General features: G+C 27.8%; 14 protein-coding genes, 1 tRNA gene and 1 other RNA gene. 11 read left to right on the top strand and 5 right to left on the bottom strand.

What is annotated here, in order from left to right:
- Positions 1 to 25 precede the first annotated feature (25 nt).
- Both pnp and KEC37_RS01815 read left to right on the top strand, forming a co-directional pair.
- Complete coding sequence (gene pnp / locus KEC37_RS01820; RefSeq protein ID WP_223139472.1) at positions 26 to 2,104, top strand: polyribonucleotide nucleotidyltransferase; 2,079 nt, start codon at positions 26 to 28, stop codon at positions 2,102 to 2,104.
- Between the two features lie 88 nt (positions 2,105 to 2,192).
- Positions 2,193 to 3,809 (top strand): DEAD/DEAH box helicase, encoded by a 1,617-nt coding sequence (locus KEC37_RS01815; protein ID WP_223139471.1) that lies wholly within the window; start codon positions 2,193 to 2,195, stop codon positions 3,807 to 3,809.
- Positions 3,810 to 3,840: 31 nt separating this feature from the next.
- On the opposite strand, the gene dnaB is transcribed toward KEC37_RS01815, so the two are convergent.
- The 3 genes from dnaB to smpB form a co-directional block, all read right to left on the bottom strand.
- Entirely contained in the window at positions 3,841 to 5,217 is a 1,377-nt protein-coding gene (dnaB, locus tag KEC37_RS01810; protein ID WP_223139470.1) for a replicative DNA helicase, read from the bottom strand.
- 122 nt (positions 5,218 to 5,339) lie between these two features.
- Positions 5,340 to 5,715: a transfer-messenger RNA gene (gene ssrA / locus KEC37_RS01805) on the bottom strand.
- 62 nt (positions 5,716 to 5,777) lie between these two features.
- Entirely contained in the window at positions 5,778 to 6,197 is a 420-nt protein-coding gene (gene smpB, locus KEC37_RS01800) for an SsrA-binding protein SmpB (protein WP_246778201.1), read from the bottom strand.
- A gap of 103 nt (positions 6,198 to 6,300) precedes the next feature.
- On the opposite strand from smpB, the gene KEC37_RS01795 reads away from it, so the two are divergent.
- Positions 6,301 to 6,738, top strand: coding sequence for a type II toxin-antitoxin system RatA family toxin (locus tag KEC37_RS01795; protein WP_223138974.1), 438 nt, complete (start codon positions 6,301 to 6,303; stop codon positions 6,736 to 6,738).
- On the opposite strand, the gene KEC37_RS01790 is transcribed toward KEC37_RS01795, so the two are convergent.
- Positions 6,735 to 7,880: a prephenate dehydratase domain-containing protein gene (locus tag KEC37_RS01790; RefSeq protein WP_223139469.1), complete on the bottom strand. Its 1,146-nt coding sequence runs from the start codon at positions 7,878 to 7,880 to the stop codon at positions 6,735 to 6,737. The genes KEC37_RS01795 and KEC37_RS01790 overlap by 4 nt on opposite strands.
- Before the next feature lie 146 nt (positions 7,881 to 8,026).
- Here KEC37_RS01790 and recJ point away from each other — a divergent pair, with 146 nt between their 5' ends.
- From recJ to lysS, 3 genes are all read left to right on the top strand, one after another.
- Positions 8,027 to 9,772: a single-stranded-DNA-specific exonuclease RecJ gene (recJ, locus tag KEC37_RS01785; RefSeq protein WP_223139468.1), complete on the top strand. Its 1,746-nt coding sequence runs from the start codon at positions 8,027 to 8,029 to the stop codon at positions 9,770 to 9,772.
- Between the two features lie 48 nt (positions 9,773 to 9,820).
- Positions 9,821 to 10,922 (top strand): peptide chain release factor 2 gene (gene prfB, locus KEC37_RS01780; protein ID WP_223139796.1). Its coding sequence is split into 2 segments (ribosomal slippage): positions 9,821 to 9,895 and positions 9,897 to 10,922, totalling 1,101 coding nucleotides; the frame shifts between segments, so codons are not numbered across the junction.
- A gap of 23 nt (positions 10,923 to 10,945) precedes the next feature.
- Entirely contained in the window at positions 10,946 to 12,490 is a 1,545-nt protein-coding gene (gene lysS, locus KEC37_RS01775; RefSeq protein ID WP_223139467.1) for a lysine--tRNA ligase, read from the top strand.
- Between the two features lie 2 nt (positions 12,491 to 12,492).
- Here lysS and KEC37_RS01770 read toward each other — a convergent pair.
- A tRNA-Arg gene (locus KEC37_RS01770) sits at positions 12,493 to 12,565 on the bottom strand.
- Between the two features lie 97 nt (positions 12,566 to 12,662).
- Between KEC37_RS01770 and rlmN the strand changes: the two genes are divergently transcribed.
- The 5 genes from rlmN (at position 12,663) to der (ending at position 18,928) form a co-directional block, all read left to right on the top strand.
- Positions 12,663 to 13,799 carry a dual-specificity RNA methyltransferase RlmN gene (rlmN, locus tag KEC37_RS01765; protein ID WP_223139466.1) on the top strand — a complete coding sequence of 379 codons (1,137 nt, stop codon included), beginning with the start codon at positions 12,663 to 12,665 and terminating at the stop codon, positions 13,797 to 13,799.
- An 88-nt stretch (positions 13,800 to 13,887) separates the two neighbouring features.
- Positions 13,888 to 15,009 (top strand): flavodoxin-dependent (E)-4-hydroxy-3-methylbut-2-enyl-diphosphate synthase, encoded by a 1,122-nt coding sequence (gene ispG / locus KEC37_RS01760; protein WP_223139465.1) that lies wholly within the window; start codon positions 13,888 to 13,890, stop codon positions 15,007 to 15,009.
- A 1-nt stretch (position 15,010) separates the two neighbouring features.
- The gene (gene hisS / locus KEC37_RS01755) at positions 15,011 to 16,312 is read left to right on the top strand and encodes a histidine--tRNA ligase (protein WP_223139464.1); all 1,302 of its coding nucleotides are present in this window, start codon (positions 15,011 to 15,013) and stop codon (positions 16,310 to 16,312) included.
- Complete coding sequence (locus KEC37_RS01750) at positions 16,309 to 17,490, top strand: outer membrane protein assembly factor BamB family protein (RefSeq protein WP_223139463.1); 1,182 nt, start codon at positions 16,309 to 16,311, stop codon at positions 17,488 to 17,490. The genes hisS and KEC37_RS01750 overlap by 4 nt, the downstream gene beginning before the upstream one ends.
- 40 nt (positions 17,491 to 17,530) lie before the next feature.
- A complete protein-coding gene (der, locus tag KEC37_RS01745) occupies positions 17,531 to 18,928 on the top strand; it encodes a ribosome biogenesis GTPase Der (protein WP_223139462.1) in 1,398 nt (465 codons plus the stop codon).

Raw genomic sequence — 18,928 nt, 5'->3', positions numbered from 1 at the left:
TAATTTATATTAAAAGGATATTAATTTGTTACATTCTATTATTCAAAAATTTCAATATGGCAATAGTATAGTAAAGATAGAAACTGGACTTATAGCACGTCAATCGACGGCTTCAGTAATGATCACTATTGATGAAACATCCATTCTTGTTACTATGGTAGTCGCTAAAAAGCAAAAAAGTGAACAAGACTTCTTTCCTTTAACTATTAATTATCAAGAACGTACTTATGCTGCTGGTCGTATTCCGGGTGGATTTTTTCGTAGAGAAGGCCGCCCTAGTGAAAATGAAATTTTAGTATCGCGTTTGATTGATCGTCCTCTACGTCCTTTATTCTCATCCTCTTTCTTTAATGAAGTTCAATTAACGGCTACGGTAGTTTCAGTTGGACCTCAAATTAGTCCTGATATTGTTGCTATTATTGGTTCTTCTGCCGTAATTAGTATATCTGGAATTCCATTTCATGGTCCAGTTGGTGCAGCCCGTATTGGTTATGTTAATAAACAATATATACTTAATCCAAATTCAGAAGAATTAAATAAAAGTTCACTAGATTTAGTAATATCTAGTACTGCAGATGCAATAGTCATGATTGAATCTGCCTCACAATTTTTAAATGAAGAAGAATTGTTAAATGCCATAATATTTGGTCATAAACAACAAGAAATTGTTATTCAGAATATTAATGAATTGGTAAATAAAGTTAATAAACCTAATTGGACATTAGTTTCTTCCGAAGAAACTAAAACCGCGCTTATAAGACAGCGTATTAAGGAACTAGCAGCGGAACGTATTGAAGAAATTTCTCTTAATATTCCTAATAAAAAAGAACGTTCTGATGAAATGGATATAATCAAATCTAATATATTAGAGATTGTTAATACGGAAGATAATTCCGTAGATATAAATGAAATAAAAAAATTGTTAGATAGATTAGAGAAAGATATAATAAGAGATATTATATTAAATAGAATGTATCGCCTGGATAAAAGAAAAATTAATGAAATTCGTAATATAGATATACGAGTAGGAATTTTACCCCGTACTCATGGATCGGCTTTATTTACTAGAGGACATACTCAAGCACTGGTTACGACTACTTTAGGTACCAATCGAGATGCACAAAATGTTGATGAATTAAGAGGAGAATATACTGATCATTTTATCTTACATTATAATTTTCCTCCATACTGTGTTGGAGAAATTGGGATGATGACTTCACCTAAGCGTCGAGAGATTGGACATGGTCGTTTGGCTAAGCGTAGTTTATTACCGGTAATGCCTAAAATTAATGAATTTCCTTATACTATTAGAGTAGTATCAGAGATTACTGAATCCGATGGATCCTCATCTATGGCTTCAGTATGTGGTGCATCTTTAGCTTTAATGGATGCAGGTATCCCAATTAAATATCCTATAGCTGGTATAGCTATGGGTTTAATAAAAGAAGATAAAAAATTTATTGTTCTATCTGATATAGCAGGTGAAGAAGATCGAATAGGTGATATGGATTTTAAAATAGCGGGTAGCTATAATGGAATTACTGCATTACAAATGGATAGTAAAATTTTAGAAATTAGTGTTGAAATTATACATACTGCCTTAAAGCAAGCAAAAATAGCCTTATTTCGAATTTTAGATTTAATGGGTAAATCCATCAATATACCAAGAAAAGAAATATCTAAATATGCACCTCACATTTATACCATTAAAATTAATCCTAATAAAATAAGAGATTTAATTGGGAAAGGAGGAACAATTATTCGTGCGTTAACTGAAGAAACGGGAACAACTATTGAGATAGAAGACAATGGAAGTGTCAAAATAGCCACTTCAGATAGGAATAAAGCTCATTATACAATATCTCGTATACAAGAAATTACTGCTGAAATTAAGATGGGTGATATTTATAGTGGAAAAATCACCCGTATAGTAGATTTTGGTGCCTTTGTTACTATTAATAAGGTAAATAAAGAAGGTTTAGTACATATATCTCAGATTAGTAATATTCGACGATTAAAAATAGGACAAGAAGTAACTATTAAAGTATTAAATATTGATAGACAAGGTCGTATACGATTAAGCATTAAAGAAGCTCTATCGTAATCGGATAGAGAATGATTCCAAATGCAAATAAAATTTAATGGATCTTCCTTATTTTATTGTTGCCATAAATTTAGTATGAGGCATGCACATGTCTGAAAAGGAAATATCTTTTTCTTCATTAGGATTATCACAGTTCATTCTACAAGCATTAAATGATCTCGGTTATACGCACCCCTCTCCTATACAAGCAAAATGTATTCCATATTTACTCATTGGTAGAGATATACTCGGTACTGCACAAACTGGTAGTGGTAAAACTGCGGCTTTTTCCTTACCATTAATTCAGAATATTAATCCAGAATTCAATGCTCCACAAGTACTCATTCTTACACCTACTAGAGAATTAGCAGTACAAGTTGGAGAGGCATGTTCCCATTTTTCTAAATATATAAAAAATATTAAAACAATTGTCCTATATGGAGGACAAAATTATACCATTCAAATACGTGCCTTACAAATGGGTGCTCAAATAATTGTAGGTACTCCTGGTCGTTTACTTGATCATTTAAATAGAGGAACACTAAATTTATCTTCTTTACGTAGCTTAGTCATAGATGAAGCAGATGAAATGCTACGTATGGGTTTTATTGAATCTGTTGAAGATATTTTGAAAAAAATACCCAAAGAACATCAAACGGCATTATTTTCTGCAACAATGCCTGAATCAATTCGATTGATTACACATCGTTTTATGAAAAAACCTTATGAAATAGGAATTCAGACGAGTATTAAAACTCGTCCTGATATACGTCAAAGCTATTGTAAAATACAAAAGGGTATATCTAAATATGAATTATTATCTCGATTCTTGGAAATAGAAGATTTTGATGCGGTATTAATTTTTGTACGTACTAAAATTGCTACAATACAAGTAGCTAAATTCTTGGAAAAGAACGGATATCATAATATTGCTGTATTAAATGGAGATATGACTCAATCACTACGTGAACAAACTCTAAAACATTTTAGAGACGGTCAATTAAATATTTTAATTGCTACCGATATTGCGGCTAGAGGTTTAGATGTAGATAGAATTAGTTTAGTTATAAATTATGACTTACCCACAGATTCGGAATCCTATATTCATCGTATTGGTAGAACAGGACGTGCTGGACGCATTGGTAGAGCATTATTGTTTGTAGAACCTCACGAAAAATATAGATTACGTAATATAGAACGTACTATAAAAATCACTATTCCTGAAGTTAAACCTCCTACATCCGATATGCTTATTACGAGACGTTTAGAAAAATTTTCTGAGAAACTTGAAAAGTTATTATCATCGGATGATATAGATGCTTATCGTAATTTATTAAATAAATTGATAAATTTACCCATTTTTGAAAAAAAATCAGATACTTTATCTGCAATACTACTCAAATTAGCGCAGGGAAATCGTCCTTTAATTTTACCACCCGATCCTATAGATATAAAAAAAATAAAAAATAATCATAGTATAAAAAAAATAAGTAAAGATATGAATTTATATCGAATTGGAGTAGGTCGTCATGATGGTATTGAAGTCCATCATATTCTTAATATTTTTTCGAAAAAGGTAGATATCAAAAGTCAATATATTGGTCGTATTAAGTTATTTAATTATTATTCAACGATTGAGTTACCCAAAAGTATTCCTATTAATAAAATATTAAATCTTAGCGGTATACGTTTATTAAATAAAACTATGAAAATAAGGATAGTATAGTAGGGGTAAATTAATAATGTATTTTTTTTATTTATTCATTTTTATAGGGAACATTTATATAATTATCAAATCTTGAGCATTTTCCATTGAAAGTTAAACGAACTGTTCCTATAGGTCCGTTACGTTGTTTACCAATAATTATTTCCGCTGTACCTTTCATATTGCTATTTTCATGATAAACTTCATCTCTATAAATAAACATAATAAGATCCGCATCCTGTTCTATTGAACCGGATTCACGTAAATCTGAATTAATAGGCCTTTTATCTGCACGCTGTTCTAAACTTCGATTAAGTTGAGACAATGCAAGAACTGGAACCTGAAGTTCTTTTGCCAAAGATTTTAGTGAACGTGAAATTTCCGCAATTTCTAATGTACGATTATCATAAAAAGTAGGGACTCTCATTAATTGAAGATAATCAATCATGATTAAACTTAATCCATTATGTTCACGGAATATTCTACGCGATCTAGAACGTAGTTCATTGGGTGTTAAAGAAGAGGAATCATCTATATAAATATTACGTTTTTCTAAAAGAAATTTTATAGTATTCGTAATACGAGGCCAATCAGTATCATCCAATTGACCTGTACGAATTTTTGTTTGATCAACACGAGATAAAGAAGATAACATACGTATTATTATTTGTTCACTTGGCATCTCTAAACTAAAAATTAATATTGGTTTCTCCTCCATTAAAGCTGCATTTTCACATAAATTCATTGCAAAAGCCGTTTTTCCCATGGAGGGTCTTGCAGCAATAATAATCAGATCTGATTTTTGTAATCCAGCAGTTTTTTTATCTAAATCTACATAGCCACTAGATATACCTGTTACTCCACTATGATGAGGATTTTTAGCAAGATTTTCTATATGTGTAATTGTTTTTTCTAGAACATAATCAATACTTTTTAGACCAATATCTTTTTGGGCTCGTTTTTCTGCTATTTTAAAGACCTGTGATTCCGCAAAATCTAATAAATCAGCACTATTTTTTCCTTGTGGAAAATATCCATTTTCAATAATTGTTTGAGCAACAGAAATAATATCTCTAATAACAGCTTTTTCTCTTACAATACTCGCATATGTACAAACATTTGCAGCACTTGGAGTATTCTTAGATATTTCTGCTAAATAAGCAAAGCCTCCAATTTTATCTAATATTCCTTTTTTTTCAAGTGATTCAGATAATGTTATTAAATCAATAGGTTTTTTTAATTCTAATAAATTTTGCATTTCACTAAAAATAAGTTGATGTGAAGGAACAAAAAAATCATTTACAGTAATATCCCCATTTACCTCATCCCATTTTTTATTATCTAGCATTAATCCCCCTAAAATTGATTGCTCTGCTTCTAGGGAATTTGGAGGTATACGCAATAATGTATTGAGTTTATTTTTTAACATAATTTAATGTATTAAAGAGTGAGATACTCATTTTTAATGAAATATAAAAAATAGAAAGAAGAGATTTTTATAAAATAGTAATTTTTAAAGAAAATTATAAATATTATTTTATTTAAAATTTATGGTGGAGCTGGCGGGATTCGAACCCGCGTCCGGTATTTCTCTATCATCGGTACTACATGCTTATTTCATCATTATTTTTCACTTATTGATTATAGATGAACACATAATTCAATAAATTAGTCTATATTAGATTTAACATTATATCTATAGACAAGATATTTATGCGATCTCTTTTCAATGATCCATTTTCTATACTCAAGAGCAAAGTATAGAAAGGAGAACCTACAACATTTTTAATGTTGACTAAGCTGCTAAAGCTAATGGTTCGTATTTTACTTTATTTGCATTTATATTTTGAAGGATATTTACGGGTAACCTTATTCCCGACATGCACCTAAAATATTGCCAATACCGTCAAATCCAAAAAACAGCCCCATTATAAAAAAATTATAAATTTATTTTTATATTAAATCATAAAAATATAATAAAATACAAGACTAAATATTTTTTTTATATTTAGTAAGAAATAATTTTTTTTTTCTCCATTCACGTTCTTTTAAAATTATACGTTTATCATATTTTTTTTTACCTCTAGCAAGACCAATGGTTGCTTTTACCTTCTGATCTTTCCAGAATAGTGATAGTAAAACAACGGTATACCCTTTCTTTTTAACATAACTAGATAAGAAATTAATTTCTTCTCTCTTAAGTAAAAGTTTACGTGGACGTATAGAATTATATTGATAAAGCATATTGTTAGATTTATCTAATGATAATAAAGGAGATATAGTACAATATAGAAATACTTCTTCTTTTTTAATAAAAACATATCCATCTACTATACTAACTTTATGTGCTCGTAGAGATTTTACTTCCCAACCTTCTAAAAGAATCCCTGCTTTAAATTCTTTCTCAATAAAATATTTATGATAAGCTTGCTTATTTTGAATAATAATTTTATTAATTTTATATGTTTCCTTTAAGTTTTATTCTTTCTATATGAATTATTAGAGCTATATTATGTCAAATCTTGAATATACTATCCCTGTACCGTATAGTGCAGAAAAAATGTTCTTATTAGTTCATAATATTAATGATTATCGATTTTTTGTGCCATATTGTATTGATAGTCGTATCTTAGTGGAACATGATAATGAATTAATAGCAAAAATAGACATTTCTAAAGTAGGAATTCGTCAATCATTTATCACACATAATATTTTTATTAAAAATAAAAAAATATCTTTTAATTTAGTAAAAGGACCATTTCAATTTTTTTATGGATATTGGAGATTTATTCAAATTCGTCAAACATTTTGTAATATAGAACTCTCTTTAAATTTTAAATTTAATAATAGAATAATAGAAAAAATATTTAGATATTCTTATAAAAGAAATATGAATGATATTATTATTCAAGCTTTTCTTCAACGCGCTAAAAAAATATATAATTTTTAATCTAAAATATTAGCGATTGGATAACAACCTAATATCTTTATATTAATATCTTTTTTTCTCATATTTTTAAGTATTTTCTGCATTTTTAAACTATATAGATTTTCTTCTAAATCGACAAATAATACTTTTCCATTTTTATTATCTTCATAAATTGGGATTAATTCCAATCGTGTTATTATTATTTTACTTATAAATAATTCCTGAATTATATCTAATAAAGAGCTAATAAAATAATTTTTAATAAAAATTAATATTGTAGTTTTCATAGGGATGGCTACTTGGTTACTAAATTTTGAAGTATAACGTGTTATAACAACAAATCTTGTTATATTATCTTTTTTATTTGCAATATCTTTTTTAATTACTTTTAAATTATATAAAGAAGCACTTTCTTCACTGCCAATTGCAGCCATATGAGGATTATTTACATCGGCAACTGCTTTCATAGCAGCCGATGTACTATCATAATATTTATATATCCATTGTGGGAATTGTGATAAAAATTGACTACATTGTTGGAATGGCTGATAATGACTACAAATGAACTTAATTTTATCTAAATTAGTAGGAATCGTTGTCAAAATACAATGATTTATAGATAAATTTACTTCACCTCTTATAAAAATATTAAATTTTTGTAAAAGATTATGTACTTCATTTATTAAACCGGAACTAGTATTTTCTAATGGTAAAATACCCCAATCAGTCTTTTCTTTTTCTATAGATTGTATTACATCTATAAAATTATTATAACTATACCACTCAATTTTATTATGTATATTACGAATATAATTTTTTGCTGCTAAATAAGAATAAGATCCTTTTGGTCCTAAAAAAGCAATACGTATAATATCTGGTATATTATCTTTTTGTATATATCTTTGTTGTATAATTCGTGAGTCCTCAAGAATTATTTTAAATAAAGCAATAATATAATATTCATCTAATTCTAATTTTTTTCCTTCACTAATTAAGTAAGTAATTAATTCCTGCTCTCTTTTTTCATCTCGTATTGGTTTATTTAAAGTAATTTTAATCTCTGCTATATCTAATGACACTAATCTTCTTTTAGATAATAGAGATAAAATTTTTAAATCTATTTTATTAATTTTTTCTCTAAGACGTGAAATTTCCTCACACATATGTATTATATCCTAATTAATTAATAATATTATTTATTCTATCAAATAATAATGAATATTCATTATTAATAATATTTATTTATAATAAATAATTTTTATTGTTATTATTTAAATTTCATTATTTTATATTATTTTTTCATTATAGAATGGATATTCAATTAAAACATCGAAAAATAAAAGACACTATACTTTGGGAAAAAGATAAGAATATTCCTCCATTACTCAAACGTATTTATGCTCAACGTGGAATTAATAATATTAATCAAATCAATCGTAGTACTCAAGCGTTATTATCTTATCAAAGTCTAAATAATATCGATAAAGCAGTACATCTTTTAGCTGAATCCATAATAAAAGATTCTAGATTAGTCATAATAGGAGATTTTGATGTTGATGGTGCTACTAGTGTAGCTTTAGTAATACTAGCATTAAGAAAAATGGGAGCAAAATATCTTGATTTTTTAATACCTAATCGATTTATACATGGATATGGTTTGTCTACAAAGATAGTAGAAGAAGCTTTAATGAAAAAAGCAGAAATCATTTTAACAGTAGATAATGGTATCTCATCTTATGATGGTATAAATTTAGCATTAGATAATAATATTAAAGTATTAATTACTGATCATCATATTCCGCCAAATAACAATTTACCTCCTGCTAATGTAATTATAAATCCAAATCTAATGAATTCTAATTTTGCTTCTAAATACTTATCGGGTGTTGGTGTAGCATTCTACTTAATGTTAGCATTAAGAGCATTTTTAAAACAACAAGGATGGTTTATTCAAAAAAATATTTCAATACCAAATTTAGCAGAGTTTTTAGATTTAGTGGCATTAGGTACAGTCGCGGATGTAGTCAAATTGGATACTAATAACCGTATTCTAGTATATCAAGGTATTTGTAGAATACGTGCAGGAAAATGTCGTTTAGGTATTCGTAAATTAGTAGAATCTATTCATTATCCTATTAATATATTATGTGAAAAAGATCTAAGTTTTCTTATTGTTCCAAGATTAAATGCAGCAGGTAGATTAGATGATATGTCTTTAAGTGTAAAACTATTATTAGCTGAAGATAGAATTCAAATTCATGAATATATAAAAAAATTAGATTATTTTAATAGAATACGTAAAAAAATAGGAAAACAAATGGAAGTTGAGGCAATGAAAATGTGTAATAATTCGAATTATACTCAGAAAGACTCATCTGGTTTAGTCATTTATCATCCTAAATGGCATCAAGGTCTTATAGGAATTATAGCTTCACGTATTAAAGATCACTTTTCTCTGCCTGTTATTGTTTTTGCTCCAGCAGAAGATAATATATTAAAAGGATCGGGAAGATCAATAATAGGTTTAAATCTTTATCATATTATAGAAAAAATAAAAAGAAAATATCCTAATAAAATATTAAATTTTGGTGGACATGCTATGGCAGTTGGTTTAAGTATAATTCAAAAAGATTTAGAATGGTTTCGTTCTAAATTTACTCATTTACTTAGAAAAAGTTGTGTTTCTATGAATAGAAATATTATTTGGTCTGATGGTAAACTTAGTAAGAATGAATTATCCTTCTCTACTGCGGAATTATTACGTTATGGAGGACCTTGGGGGAATGGATTTCCTGAACCTATATTTGATGGAAATTTTAAAATTATAAGTAAAAAAAACGTTAAAGGAAAATATTTCAAATTTATATTAGAATCAATAGATTCCCAAGGTATTCAATACGATGCTATTGCTTTTCATATGAAATCAAATCTTTTTAATGAAAAAGATAATGTGAAATTAGCTTATAGTTTAAATATTAAAAATTATAAGCAAAATAAAACAATACAATTAATAATTCATTATATTTGGCCTTTAGAGCTAGCTGTTGAAAATTAAGATATTTACAATACTGTTATTACAAAAAGGTAATTTAATTTTATGTCTATATTTGAAATTCATCTCATAAAAAATCGTCTTCAAGATATCTTAAGAAGAAAAAATATTTTAATGGAGTATCTTTAACTATAAGACTAAAAAAAAAGAAATAAAAGCAATTAATAGTTCACTTGAATCTCCTAATATATGGAGAAATCCTATTCAATTAAAAAAATTAAGAAAAGAACTTACTATTCTTGAATTAATTGTCAATCAAATCAATCAATTAAAGACAAATATAACAGATATAATAAATTTAATAGAACTAATAGAAGATCAATATGATGAAGAATTTGCTCTTGAGTTACAAGAATCTCTAAATAATGTAGAAAATCATATTAATAATATTGAATATTTTTATTTATTTGCTAAAAATCCTGAAAATATTTCTGATTGTTATATGGATATAACAGCAGGCTCTGGAGGAACTGAAGCTCAAGATTGGGCAGAAATATTATTGCGTATGTATCTTAGATGGTCAGAAATTAGAAAATTTAAAACGGAAATTATTGAAAAATCAGAAGGAGAAAAAGCTGGAATTAAATCTGCAACAATTAAAATAATAGGAGATTATGCTTATAATTGGATGCGCACAGAAACAGGCATTCATCGTTTAGTACGTAAAAGTCCATTTGACTCTGGAGGTCGTCGTCACACTTCATTTGGTTCCGTTTTTGTTTATCCAGAAATAAAAGATAATATTAATATTACTATTAATCCATCAGATTTACGTATTGATGTTTATCGAGCATCTGGAGCTGGGGGACAACATGTAAACCGGACCGAATCTGCTGTACGTATTACACATCTTCCTACTAAAATCGTTACACAATGTCAAAGTGATAGATCCCAACATAAAAATAAAGAAAGAGCTTTACTGCAATTAAAAGCGAAATTATTTAAGATTGAAAAAGATAAAAAGTTTTTAGAAAAAAAAATATTAGAAAATAATAAATCTGAAATAGGATGGGGTAACCAAATTCGTTCATATATACTTGATGATTCACGTATTAAAGATTTGCGTACTGGGTTAGAAACTCGTAATATAGAATCGGTATTAGATGGAAATTTAGAAGAATTTATTAAGACTAGTCTTAAATTAGGACTATAAAAAACAATAGGAAATCTTATCTTATGTTTCAATCATCTTCCAAAGATAATAATACAACAATATATCCAAATGATATTAATACTGAATTAATCTCTCGCAGAAACAAGTTAAAAAAAATTCGTGAACAAGGGATTGCATTTCCAAACGATTTTCGTCGTAACGCTATTACTAATCAATTACATATACAATATGCTAAAACAAGCAAAAATGAGTTAGAACAATTAAATATTCAAGTGATTCTAGCTGGTCGTTTAATGAAAAAACGTATAATGGGAAAAGCTTCATTTGCTGTTATTCAAGATATGGGAGGACAAATACAACTTTATATATCATATAATCATTTATTTCGGCAAAATGATTATGCTCAATTTAAAACATGGGATTTAGGGGATATAATTGGTATAAAAGGGAAACTATTTCGAACTAATATGGGAGAATTATCAGTTTTATGTAAAGAAATTCGTTTATTAACTAAATCTATACGACCATTACCAGAAAAATTTCATGGTCTTTCGGATAAAGAAACTTGCTATAGAAAACGTTATTTAGATTTAATTACTAATAAGGAATCAAGATCTGTTTTTCAAAACAGATCATTAATTATAAAAGAAATTCGTCAATTTTTGATTAATCTTGATTTTTTAGAAGTAGAAACACCTATGATACAGACTTTACCTGGTGGAGCAACAGCTCGACCTTTTCGCACCTATCATAATGCACTACATATGGATATGTATTTACGCATTGCACCAGAATTATACTTAAAACAACTCGTTATTGGAGGATTTGAAAAATTATTTGAAATCAATCGTAATTTTCGTAATGAAGGGATATCATCCTATCATTATCCTGAATTTACTATGATAGAAATTTATATGGCTTATGCAGATTACCAAGACCTTATGATATTATTGGAAGATTTAATTCGTACTATTACTAAGTGTGTGTTGGGAAATTATATAATACAATATAAAGATTATACCGTTAATATAAATCAACCATTTGATAAAATGACCATGAAAGAAGCAATCTGTCGTCGTTTTCAATCCATTCTAAATGTAGAAAATATAGATAATTTTACTATATTAAGTTCTTTTGCTCAATCAATAGATGTAAAAATAGAAAAAAATTGGGGTATTGGTCGAATACAAACAGAAATATTTGAATCAGAAATACAAAAATATTTAATTAAACCTACTTTTATTACAGCATATCCAGTAGAAGTTTCACCGTTAGCACGTTGTAATGATCATAATCCATCTGTAACAGATAGATTTGAATTATTTATTTATGGATGTGAAATCAGTAATGGTTTTTCCGAACTCAATGATCCAGAAGAACAAGCTATACGTTTTCATCATCAAGTAATAAACAAAAAATACGAATGTTCCGATGATATTGCTTTTTATGATGAAGACTATATTCATGCATTAGAATACGGTTTGCCTCCAACCGCTGGATTAGGAATTGGTATTGATAGATTAGTTATGTTACTTACTAATCGTCCTTCTATTCGAGATGTTATTTTATTTCCAACTTTACGACCACCCATAAGAATAAAAAATTAAATTATCTCCGACAGGAATCGAACCTGTAATTAGCCCTTAGGAGGAGCTTGTTATATCCTATTTAACTACGGAGATAATAAAATAATACATTATACGATGTAAAGAGTTGCTCAAAATTATTATATTTATTCACAGTATACTAAGTAAAGTCACTTCTTAAAATGGATAATAGATGAATAGAAATGATGAGAATAAAAAAATTAATCTATTAGATTTAGATCGTACCAATATGGAAAAATTTTTTAATGATATTGGTGAATCTCCTTTTAGAGTCAATCAATTGATGAAATGGATATATCATCATTACTGTGATGATTTTGACAAAATGACAAATTTTAATCTAACATTAAAAAATAAACTCAAAAAATTAGCGGTCATATCGGTTCCTCCGATAGTAAAGGAACAAATTTCCTCTGATGGAACGATAAAATGGGCTCTAGAGATAGATCAACAAGTTATTGAAATGGTATATATTCCCGAAATAAAACGTTCTACGTTATGTATTTCTTCTCAAATAGGATGTCCTCTTCAATGTAGTTTTTGTTATACTGCACAACAAGGATTATATCGTAATTTGCGTCTATCAGAAATTGTTGGACAAATATGGCAAGCAAAAAAATTTTTAATATCTAAAAAGAAAGAACATCTTCTTACTAATGAAAATATTCTTACTAATATAGTGTTTATGGGTATGGGTGAACCATTACTCAATTTTAATAATGTCCTCTCAGCTATATCCATTATGTTAGATAGTTTTGGATTCGGATTATCAAAACGTCATATTACTCTTTCTACATCTGGTATAATACCAGCATTAAATAAATTAAGTAAGTCTTCTATTGATATAATATTAGCTATATCTTTACATGCTCCAAATAATACGATTCGAAATAAAATTATGCCTATAAATAAAAAATATAATATAGAAGAATTATTATCTACTTTAAAAAAATACTACTCTCAAGAGAGTCTTTCTAAAAAGAAAAAAATTACAATCGAATATCTTATGCTTGATACTATCAATGATCATATTGATCATGCACATGAACTAGCACAAAAATTGAAAAATATATATTGTAAAATTAATTTGATTCCTTGGAATAAATTTCCAAATGCTCCTTATAAGAGCAGTTCTAATAAAAAAATTAAACAATTTGCTAATATATTGAAAAAATATGGCTTTACTACAACTATTCGTAAAATAAGAGGGAATGATATTAATGCCGCATGTGGACAATTATCTGGAAAAATTATCTATGCTAATAAACAAATAAAATACCAAAAGATGATTGATAGAATGAATATTTAAAAAAATATATATACTATGTATATATTTTATTTGTTATAGTTTAGGTAAAATTGTTGATTATACATTAGAATTAATTGAAGTGAAGATCATGCAGATTAATCGTAGAAAATCAAAAAGAATTTATGTAGGAGAGATACCGATAGGGGATGGTGCACCAATATCGGTGCAATCCATGACTAACACCAAAACAACTAATATTCCAGAAACAGTACAACAAATTAAAGAACTACAATCTGCGGGAGCAGATATTGTACGTGTATCCATACCAACATTAGAAGCTAGTGAAGCATTTCAATGTATAAAAAAACAAGTCACCATCCCATTAATAGCCGATATACATTTTGACTATCGTATTGCTATAAAATCTGCAGAATATGGTGCAGATTGTCTTCGTATTAATCCTGGAAATATTGGAAATGAATCAAGAATTCGTTCAGTAATAGATTGTGCTCGTGAAAAAAATATTCCCATTCGTATAGGTATTAATTCTGGATCTCTTGAACGTAAAATTCAAAATATATATAAAAAACCGACAGTAGAAGCACTTTTAGAATCAGCTATGCGTCATATAGATATATTAGATAGACTAAATTTTGATAATTTTAAAGTAAGTATTAAATCTTCTGATGTAATGACAACCATTAAATCTTATAAATTATTAGCATCTCAGATTAATCAACCTCTTCACTTAGGTGTAACAGAAGCGGGTAGTGCAAGAAGTGGTTCAATAAAATCCGCTATTGGTTTAGGTTTATTATTAAATGAGGGTATTGGTGATACTATTCGTGTTTCTTTAGCTGCAAATCCAGTAGAAGAAGTAAAAGTAGGATTTGAAATACTTCAATCGTTAAAAATTCGTAAAAGAGGAATTAATTTTATTGCTTGTCCAACTTGTTCGCGACAAGAATTTAACGTAATCAACACTGTTAATATTTTAGAACAACGTTTAGCAGATATTATTACTCCTATGAATGTTGCTATTATAGGATGTGTCGTAAATGGCCCGGGTGAAGCATCTATGGCAAATATAGGAATAGCAGGGGGTAGAAAAAAAAGTAGTTTTTATGAAGATGGTGTACATTATTCAGAACGTATTGAGAATCATATAATAATTGATGAACTAGAATTTCGTATTCGTAAAAAGGCAAAATTTTTAGATGAAAGAAAAAATTATATTGGTACTACAAGAGTCAATCAATTAGATAAATAAAATGATAAAATATATCCAATCTATTCGTGGTATGCATGATTATCTTCCTAATGAGGTAGAATCTATAAAAAATATAGAAAATATAATAAAAAATATAGTAATAAATTATGGTTATAGTGAAATTCGATTACCAATCGTTGAAAAAACGGCTCTTTTTAAACGTGCTATTGGGAATTATACTGAACTTATAGAAAAAGAAATGTATACCTTCGAAGATAGAAATGGAGAAAAACTAACACTGAGACCAGAGGGGACAGCTGGTTGTATAAGATCCGGAATTGAAAATGGATTGTTTCATAATCAAGAGCAACGTCTATGGTATCTTGGACCAATGTTTAGACATGAACGTCCACAAAAAGCTCGATACCGTCAATTTTACCAATTAGGATTAGAAGTATTTGGACAAAAAGGTCCTGATACGGATGCAGAATTAATTCTATTAATTAATAGAATATGGAAAAAACTAGGAATAAGTGATGAAATACTCTTAGAAATTAATACAATAGGGTCACCACAATCTCGTTTACAATATTGTAAAGTATTAATAGATTTTTTAAACGAAAATAAAACCTATCTAGATAAACAATGTTATTCTTATATTAATACAAATCCATTACGAATTTTAGATAAGATAACACCTCATACTAAAAATATTTTTGAAAAAAAACAAATACCATTATTACGCCACTATTTAGATGATTCCTCTAAAAAACATTTTTCTAATTTATGTAATTTATTAAAAATTAGTGATATTACATATCGAATAAATCCATATTTAGTAAGAGGATTAGATTATTATACTGGAACTGTATTTGAATGGATTAGTAAAAATAAAAATATTACCAAAACGATTTGTGCTGGGGGAAGATATGATAATTTAGTAGAAAAACTAGGTGGTAAAAATACCCCTGCAGTTGGATTAGCTATAGGTTTAGATAGATTATTTCTTTTGTTAAAAGAAATAAAAAATAAGAATTTTATCATTCCATCAAGAATTGATGCATATTTAATATATGATGGAAACCATATACAAAATATTGCGAAAGCTATAAAAATATCCGAAGAAATTCGATGTTACTTCCCATTGATACGAATTAGAATGAATCATGGAGGAGGAAGTTTAAAAACACAATTTCATCGTGCGAATAAATGTGGAGCACGTTTTGCTTTAATGCTCAATGAATTACAACAATCAGATACAATTATTCTAAAAAATTTAGATACAGGTCAACAAGAGATTCTATCTCAAAGTGCAATTTTATCTCGACTTGAATCTCTTGTAAATGTTAATAACATTTCATGATCAAAATTTATAAGCACTCTGTAATCATATTACTATCTTTAATTATTAATTTATTTTTTTTACATCAAGGTCTAACTACTACATCGGTAACAATCTCTGATTACGAAAAAGATAGAACAATAAAAATTGCTGAAATTTGGAAAGATCAAATTGATAAAAAAAAGGAGAAGAATCATTCTAAATTATGTCCAGTTATAAATAACTCTCATATCTTTATTGCAAATAAAAAGGGGAGAGTAAAGGCACTATCTCTAGATAGTGGTAAAATTATCTGGTCAGTAAATTTATCTCCTATATTTCTTAATCAATCAATTTTATTATCTGGTGGAATATCCCTATCTGATAATCAAATTTATATCGGTAGTGAAAAAGCAATAATGTATGCACTACATGCAAAAAATGGTGCCCTTCTCTGGAAAAGCTCGGTTGCGGGAGAGGTATTATCAATACCTGTTATTACTCAAGATAGTCTTCTGTTACAAACTGAGAATGGGATGTTGCAAGTACTTAATAAATTAGATGGTACTATTAATTGGACCATTCATATTGATACCCCTTTTATAAAAATACGTGGTACTCCTTCTCCAATTCTTATATGTAATAGAGCAATAGTAGGAACTAGTAATGGGATAGTGAGTTCAATACTCCTTAATAATGGTAAAATTCTTTGGCAAAGAAATCTCTCTCTTTATAATAAAAAAGAGAAGAATTTCCGAGATATAACAGGTATTAAATCTATAAACCATATAGTTTATGCCATAGCTTATAATGGTATATTAGCAGCAATAAATTTATTTTCAGGAGAAATAATATGGTATGAAAGAATAGAAGGAGGAGAATTCAGAGATTTTTTAGTAACAGAAAACGCAATCTACCTTCTAGATCAAAATAATCGATTGATAGCATGGAATATAAGAGAGAGAAAAATCATTTGGGAACAGAAACAATTTATACAAGAAAACAAGTTAACCGATATAATATTAGATGCAAACAATATTTTTATCTTTGACGATAAAGGTTATTTATATTGTATTAATGTAATGAATGGTATTCTATTAGGTAAAGTTAAATTAATTAGATCAGGATTAATCTGTTCTCCCATTATTTATGGGAATAAACTAATTATACAATCTCAATATGGGATGTTGCATACTTTTTTAATAAAAAGATCAAGATAGATCAGGAAAGTTACATACGTAGGAAGGAAATAAAATCAATATGAAATTTATTTTTTCTATTGCTTTAATTGGACGTCACAATGTTGGAAAGTCTACTTTATTTAATAGAATAACATCTACTAATGAAGCACTTGTGACAAAATCAGCCGGATCAACAAGAGATAGAAAATATGGTTGTACTATAATAAATAATTATATTGTTAAAATCATTGATACTGCTAGTATAGAATTAATTAATGCTCATCAAGACAAAAACTCTATAGAATCATCCATAATCAAACAGTCTATTATTGCGATTAACGAATCGGATTTGATATTTTTTATGGTAGATACTCAAACTGGAATTATTGCCGCTGATCTAGAAATTGCTCATTATTTATATACTTGTAACAAAAATATTATGGTTATTGCAAATAAATGTGATAATTATAACACTCATGGAATAAGTGAGTTTTTTTCTTTAGGGATGGGAGAAATTTATCCTATTTCTGCTTTACAAGGATTGGGTCTTAATAATCTATTACGTAAAACCGTGAAGAATATAATAAAAAAAAATTTAGATAACCCTCCTTCATTAGAAGAGAGATTAGAAGAGAGAGTAGTGGAAAAAATAAAATCATCTTCTTCTAATCATTCTATTAGAGTTGCTATTGTCGGTCGACCAAATGCTGGGAAGTCTATGCTTATCAATCGTATTTTAGGTGAAAATCGTTTAATCGTATATGATTTCCCTGGTACAACTCGAGAAAAAATTACCATACCTATAGTCAGGAATAATAAGCATTATACCTTAATTGATACGGCTGGAATACGAAAAAAAATAAAAAATAAAGAAGAAGTAGAAACACTTTCTATTATACAAACATTTAAAGCTATTAAAGTCTCACATATTGTTATGATTGTTATTGATGCTACAATCGGAGTAACGGATGAAGATTTATCCCTCTTAAAATCAATTATAGAGCGTGGGCATTCTATTTTAATTATTTTTAATAAATGGGATCTCCTGTCAGAAACAAGGAAGAAATATATAAAAAATGTATCTTTAATACGTCTTAAATTTGTAAGTTTTGCTCGTATACATTTTATTTCTGCACTATATGAAACAAAGAGTGGTTTGGATAAAATGTTTCAATCAATTAATGAAACATTTTTTTATGCAAATAAAAGAATTAGTACAGCTTTAGCAACGCGTATTCTGCTTGAAGCCGTAAAAAAACACAGTCCCCCCATTCTTCGTAGAAGACGTATTAAACTTAAATATGCTCATATAGGTGGTTATAATCCTCTTCTATTTATAATACATGGTAATCAAGTAAGAGCGTTATCTGAGTCATACAAACGTTATCTAGTAAATTATTTTAGAAATGCATTAAAAATTATAGGAAGTCCAATTCAAATAAAATTGATTGAATCCACCAATCCTTATATTTCTTAG

It is taken from the genome of Candidatus Schneideria nysicola, assembly GCF_019923565.1.
Taxonomy (GTDB): Bacteria; Pseudomonadota; Gammaproteobacteria; order Enterobacterales; family Enterobacteriaceae; genus Schneideria; species Schneideria nysicola.
The sequence above is the reverse complement of the archived record's forward strand: the minus strand, read 5'-3'. Positions and strand labels throughout refer to the sequence as shown.

Excerpts from the sequence above, each read along its gene's own strand:
- KEC37_RS01815 (WP_223139471.1), top strand. The coding sequence starts at position 2,193 with ATGTCTGAAAAGGAAATATCTTTTTCTTCATTAGGATTATCACAGTTC.
- dnaB (WP_223139470.1), bottom strand. The coding sequence starts at position 5,217 with ATGTTAAAAAATAAACTCAATACATTATTGCGTATACCTCCAAATTCC.
- KEC37_RS01795 (WP_223138974.1), top strand. The coding sequence starts at position 6,301 with ATGTCAAATCTTGAATATACTATCCCTGTACCGTATAGTGCAGAAAAA.
- KEC37_RS01790 (WP_223139469.1), bottom strand. The coding sequence starts at position 7,880 with ATGTGTGAGGAAATTTCACGTCTTAGAGAAAAAATTAATAAAATAGAT.
- recJ (WP_223139468.1), top strand. The coding sequence starts at position 8,027 with ATGGATATTCAATTAAAACATCGAAAAATAAAAGACACTATACTTTGG.
- lysS (WP_223139467.1), top strand. The coding sequence starts at position 10,946 with ATGTTTCAATCATCTTCCAAAGATAATAATACAACAATATATCCAAAT.
- rlmN (WP_223139466.1), top strand. The coding sequence starts at position 12,663 with ATGAATAGAAATGATGAGAATAAAAAAATTAATCTATTAGATTTAGAT.
- ispG (WP_223139465.1), top strand. The coding sequence starts at position 13,888 with ATGCAGATTAATCGTAGAAAATCAAAAAGAATTTATGTAGGAGAGATA.
- hisS (WP_223139464.1), top strand. The coding sequence starts at position 15,011 with ATGATAAAATATATCCAATCTATTCGTGGTATGCATGATTATCTTCCT.
- KEC37_RS01750 (WP_223139463.1), top strand. The coding sequence starts at position 16,309 with ATGATCAAAATTTATAAGCACTCTGTAATCATATTACTATCTTTAATT.
- der (WP_223139462.1), top strand. The coding sequence starts at position 17,531 with ATGAAATTTATTTTTTCTATTGCTTTAATTGGACGTCACAATGTTGGA.